This is a genomic window from Streptomyces sp. SM1, from assembly GCF_002910825.1.
Classification (GTDB): Bacteria; Actinomycetota; Actinomycetes; order Streptomycetales; family Streptomycetaceae; genus Streptomyces; species Streptomyces okerensis.
Map to the genome: position 1 here is coordinate 1 of NZ_NEUB01001019.1, position 4,301 is coordinate 4,301.

A 4,301-nucleotide genomic window follows, 5' to 3' on the forward strand; every position below is an offset into this window, starting at 1 on the left:
ACCGTGCACGCGGGTCCGGTGGTGCAGCGTTCGCGGACGAACGCGCTGGTGGGTGAGGCGGTGTCCTGCATGGTGGTGACGGCCTCACGGCTGGAGGGGGGTTCGGTGATCCGTCCGTTGCGCTGGAGGCGGGCGAGCCCTTCCAGTGCCCAGTTGAGGATGCCGGGCATCTCTGCGGTGAGCCGGTCGAACAGGGTGGGATCTTCCTTGCCCAGCCACGACGTGCGCATGCTGAGCAGGATGAACCGTTTGGCGATGACGCCGGAGGAGTCGCCGAAGTGCGGCAGCTCGTTGGACAGGACCACCAGCCGGGTGGGCAGCTTGCCGGTCCACACCGCGCGGTATTTGCGGTCGATGTCGATGGTGTCCTCACCGGAGATGGTCAGCAGCCGCTCGACGACCTGACTGTTGTCGTTGCCGGACAGGCGAGCGTCGGAGATTACGGCGAGGGGCTTGCCGACCAGGGTGGACAGGCCGAAGTTCGTGCCCAGTCCGGCGAGGGTGGGCCCGGCAAGGTTCTCCCGTCCGACCAGCTCTTTGAGCACGCGCGCGATGGTGCCCTTGCCGGAGCGTGAGGGGCCGACGATGAGCAGGATCTTCTGTTGGTCGGTGCGGCCGGACAGGACGTAGCCGAACCACTCCTGAAGCGCGGCGACAGCTTCGGGGTCCTCGGGCCAGACCTGCGTGAGAAACCGTTCCCAGGTCGGCGCGGTGGCGTCGGGGTCGTAGGCGAACGGCACGGAGACCAGGTTGAAGAACCCGGGGCCGTGCGGCAGAAGCGCCCGATCCTGGATGCGCAGCAACCCGTTCTCACAGGCCACGATGGGGCCGTGGTCCTGCCCGGTGTCGCCCTGGTCGTCGATCCAGGCGGGGGCGTCGGTGTCGGTGGGCAGCAGGGTGATGGCCCCGAGGGCGTCAAGCAGGTTGCCGATCTTCTGCTTGGTCGGTGCCCAGTCGCGTTCCTCGGGCTGTCCGTCCTTGCCCGGGGTCTGGAAGACGGCGTGCTCCAAGCGCGTGTACATGGCGGCGCGGATCTGCGCGTCGTCCGTCTCGCGCCAGCAAGTGCCGTTCCAGCGCATCCACGAGGCACGCCAGCGCCTGCACACAAGCTGTCCGTCCTCGGTCTGCCAGTCGGGCAGGAGCCGGCGGGCGACGGCCAGGGGGTTGGACGGCGGCGGCAGTTCCTCGCTTGCGATGGTGGCGCGGGTGTCCGTCATGCGGCGGCCCTCCCTTCCTGGGGGGTGCGGAGCGGGCAGGTGTCGCGGTGGTCGGTGTGGTCGGTGATCAGGGCGAGCACGCGGCGGTGTCCGACGGCGCTGCGGTCCCGCCCGCACAGACACCGCGAGGTCGCGGTGGGTACGGCGCCTTTGGGCGCGCTGATGTGCAGCCACGCCACGGGGAGTCGGCCGTCTTCCTGGCGCGGGTCAGGGCGAACAGCAGAAGGGACGCCCTGACGGGCGGCGCCTTTCGGCTCGCCCACGGTCGGCCGGGCGCTGCTCGGTTCGGCGGCGCGCGGTCCGGGCGGGGTGTCGGTGAGGCTCTTAGGGGAGGAGAGGGGCTTGGTCATGCCGCCCGCCTGCGGGTGGGGTTGTGGGCGATGGACCAGTCCAGGCCGCGACGGATCACGTCGTCGTAGTAGCGCTGCGACTGTGTGGCGTTGCCCGCCGCCGCCTCCCTAAGAGCCTGCTCAACCTGTACGCGGGTGAGGTCGCCGGACGCGATCAGCCGTCCCAGGGCGCGGGCGGCCCGCAGCAGCGTCGCGTTGCGGGTCCCGTCGGCGGCGGTGGCCACATTCCGGGTCTCGTTGGCGAGCGCTACATCCGCATACAGGCGGGATCGCCCCACTGTGACCCCTGTGGGTGCCTGTACGGGCTTGGGGGCCGGTCGCAGGACGCTCAGCAGCCAACCGGGAAGCGGGGCGGCCACAGGGGCGCACAGCGCTTCGTACCGTCCGGCGGGGGTGATGCTGCCCGCGGCGACGACGTATCCGCCGTGCGCGCGGGTGTCGACCAACGGGCTGACGCTGCCCGCTGTGTTGGACAGTCGCACGCCGGGCGGGGCGGTGAAGTACAGGTGTGTCCCGCCGCTCGCGGTCCGGGTCCGGTAGGTGGTGGGGGCGGGGTGGGCGGCGCGCTCGCAGAGCGCTTGGAAGGTGGCCGCGCCGTCAGGCGCGTCCGAACTGCTCTTGTCCTTGGGCACGTCCAGGTCGATGACGACCAGGCCGGACGGGCCGGTCGCGATGCCGACGTTGAACGGCGCCCGCGACCACGCGGCCCGGATACGGTCCGGGTCGGTGGTGGCGCGCTGCTCCCACTTGCGGTGCCCGTCGGTGCACGGTCCGGTACGGGTGCACGTCTTCTCGCCGTGCAAGGCGGGCCGCTTGGTACCGGGCCGCAGGGGGAAGACGTGCCAGCCGCGCGCGGCGGCGTCCAGCGCTGCACACAGCAGCCCGGATCGGGGGTCTTGGGTCATGCTGGAGGTCTCCAGTCCTGTTGAAGGGTGCTGGGTGACAAGGGCGGCCCCAGTTCTTTGGCGAGATGCGGGGGCCGCCCTTGGCGTAGCTAGGCGTTGGCGCCGTTGTCCGGCGTCGGCGGGTCGGGGTGGAACGCCTTGGTGTAGAGGCGGACGTGGTAGCCGTCGCGGGCCGGGCGGCGCTCGATGGGGTCGCAGTCGAACGCTGCCGTCAGTGCCTGCGTGATCTCCGGTTCGTCGGCCGGGTCGCAGATGATGCGGATGTCGAACATGGTTCTCCTTGGGTGGTGTCAGCCGTGGAAGTGGTTGCGCTTGAAGACGGCCCGGCGGATGTTCACCGTGGTCCCGCCGCGGTGGTCGCTGGTTCCGAGGATCTGGACGGCGATCCATCCGCCGAAGACGACGGCGGCCAGGATGATGAGCTGACCGATGAACGCGGTCAGGGCCGCGATGAACGAGGTGAGCAGCAGCAGCCCGCCGGACACGGCGAGGAAGCCGACGCCTCCGAGGGCGACGTTCACCGCCGCGCGGGAGACGGCCGGCTTGGCGGTGACCGGCTCGGGGCGGGTGGGGTTGATGGCGTAGCCGGTGACGATCCGGCCGTCGGGCAGGACGATGCTCGCCACCGCCGGAACGGTGCCCGGCTGCACGGGCACGACCGGCCCCGGGTGGACGACGGCGGGCGGCGGTACCGGGGTCGGGCGGTGGATTTCCACGGCCCCCTGTACGGGCGCGTGGCTGACGTTCTTGGGGTACATGCGGAATCCCTTCCGGCCGTTGGCCAGGGAGGCAGGGGCACCCCCTTGCGGGGGCGCTCTGGAGGGGGGTTCGGGGGGTGTGACCTGCGTGCCTCCCTGACTCCCTGAACGATCATTTGTGCAGGTCAGGGCCAGGGAGGCGGGTCAGGGAGGGGTTCAGGGAGTTCTCCCTGTCTCCCTGACCCGTCGCGGTTCGCCTCCCTGCCGTCAGTCGGTGGAAGCGGAACCGTCGGCGTTGCGGTTGGCGAGGGCGCGGGCGACGCGGTCGCGGGCAACACACATGACGCCGTCGGACTTGTACGGCCCGGCGCCGGCGTCGTCCAGGACGCGCTTGAGGTCGAGGAACGACCACTCGCCGTAGGCGCCCGGGTTCCGGGTGGCGAGCCGCGCCAACACGTCCTTGGTGCGGACGCGGGCCGCGTCGCCGACGACGGCCGCGATGTCGGCCAGCGGGTCGTGCTCGGTGGTCCGGTCGATGGCGTGCAGGGTGGTGACGCCGTCGCGCAGGGCCTTGGCCCGGTTAGTGATGGCGGTGGCTGCGTCGTCGTCGATGTAGTGCGTGCGCACCGTGATGGACGACTGTCCGGCCGGGATCGTGATGCCGTCGGAGGCGACGACGAGCGTTCCGCGGTCCAGGCCGGGCCGGAGCAGGTTGGGGGCGGCGCCGCCGTCGATGGCCTTGTCCCCGAGCGCCATGCGGGCCTGTGACTCGGTGCCGAGGGCGAGGGAGGCGCGGGTGTGGGCGCCCTCGCGCACGAGCTTGGGCAGGTTCTCGTTGGTCGGGTCCTGAGTGCCCTGCCACATCAGCACGTTCACCACACGGCCCTGATTGTGAATCTTGCGGACGGCCATGTAGTAGCGGCTGTTCGCCTTGGACCCGCCGTAGGGGCGCTTGTCCTCATCCTTGACCGGGCACATGAACGCCATCTGCGCCTCATCCACGAGCACGATGAGCGGCGGGAAGGTGGTGCCGGGTGGGGCCTGGAGCCGGCGGTTCATCTCATCCACCGCACCTTCCACCATCTCGGTCACCTGGATCACGTGCTCATCCGTCGGCCCCTGGATCAGGGT

General features: G+C 70.7%; 5 protein-coding genes and 1 pseudogene. All 6 read right to left on the minus strand.

The features are described from left to right. Window positions 1-1,217 (minus strand): phage/plasmid primase, P4 family (locus tag B9S61_RS36605; RefSeq protein WP_103546033.1); only part of this gene is annotated, 1,217 nt, incomplete at its 3' end. Then, window positions 1,214-1,567, minus strand: coding sequence for a hypothetical protein (locus B9S61_RS43035; protein WP_258040054.1), 354 nt, complete (start codon window positions 1,565-1,567; stop codon window positions 1,214-1,216). The genes B9S61_RS36605 and B9S61_RS43035, both read right to left, overlap by 4 nt. Continuing rightward, a complete protein-coding gene (locus tag B9S61_RS36615) occupies window positions 1,564-2,472 on the minus strand; it encodes a bifunctional DNA primase/polymerase (protein ID WP_103546035.1) in 909 nt (302 codons plus the stop codon). The genes B9S61_RS43035 and B9S61_RS36615 overlap by 4 nt, the downstream gene beginning before the upstream one ends. An 89-nt stretch (window positions 2,473-2,561) precedes the next feature. Continuing rightward, window positions 2,562-2,744 carry a hypothetical protein gene (locus B9S61_RS36620; protein WP_103546036.1) on the minus strand — a complete coding sequence of 61 codons (183 nt, stop codon included), beginning with the start codon at window positions 2,742-2,744 and terminating at the stop codon, window positions 2,562-2,564. Between the two features lie 18 nt (window positions 2,745-2,762). Further along, the gene (locus B9S61_RS36625) at window positions 2,763-3,230 is read right to left on the minus strand and encodes a hypothetical protein (protein ID WP_103546037.1); all 468 of its coding nucleotides are present in this window, start codon (window positions 3,228-3,230) and stop codon (window positions 2,763-2,765) included. Window positions 3,231-3,437: 207 nt separating this feature from the next. Beyond that, a pseudogene (locus tag B9S61_RS36630) lies at window positions 3,438-4,301 on the minus strand (ATP-binding protein); the annotation flags it as partial.

What these genes read in the sequence shown, in the direction of transcription:
- B9S61_RS36625 (WP_103546037.1), bottom strand. Translation starts at nt 3,230, where the DNA reads ATGTACCCCAAGAACGTCAGCCACGCGCCCGTACAGGGGGCCGTGGAA.
- B9S61_RS43035 (WP_258040054.1), bottom strand. Translation starts at nt 1,567, where the DNA reads ATGACCAAGCCCCTCTCCTCCCCTAAGAGCCTCACCGACACCCCGCCC.
- B9S61_RS36620 (WP_103546036.1), bottom strand. Translation starts at nt 2,744, where the DNA reads ATGTTCGACATCCGCATCATCTGCGACCCGGCCGACGAACCGGAGATC.
- B9S61_RS36615 (WP_103546035.1), bottom strand. Translation starts at nt 2,472, where the DNA reads ATGACCCAAGACCCCCGATCCGGGCTGCTGTGTGCAGCGCTGGACGCC.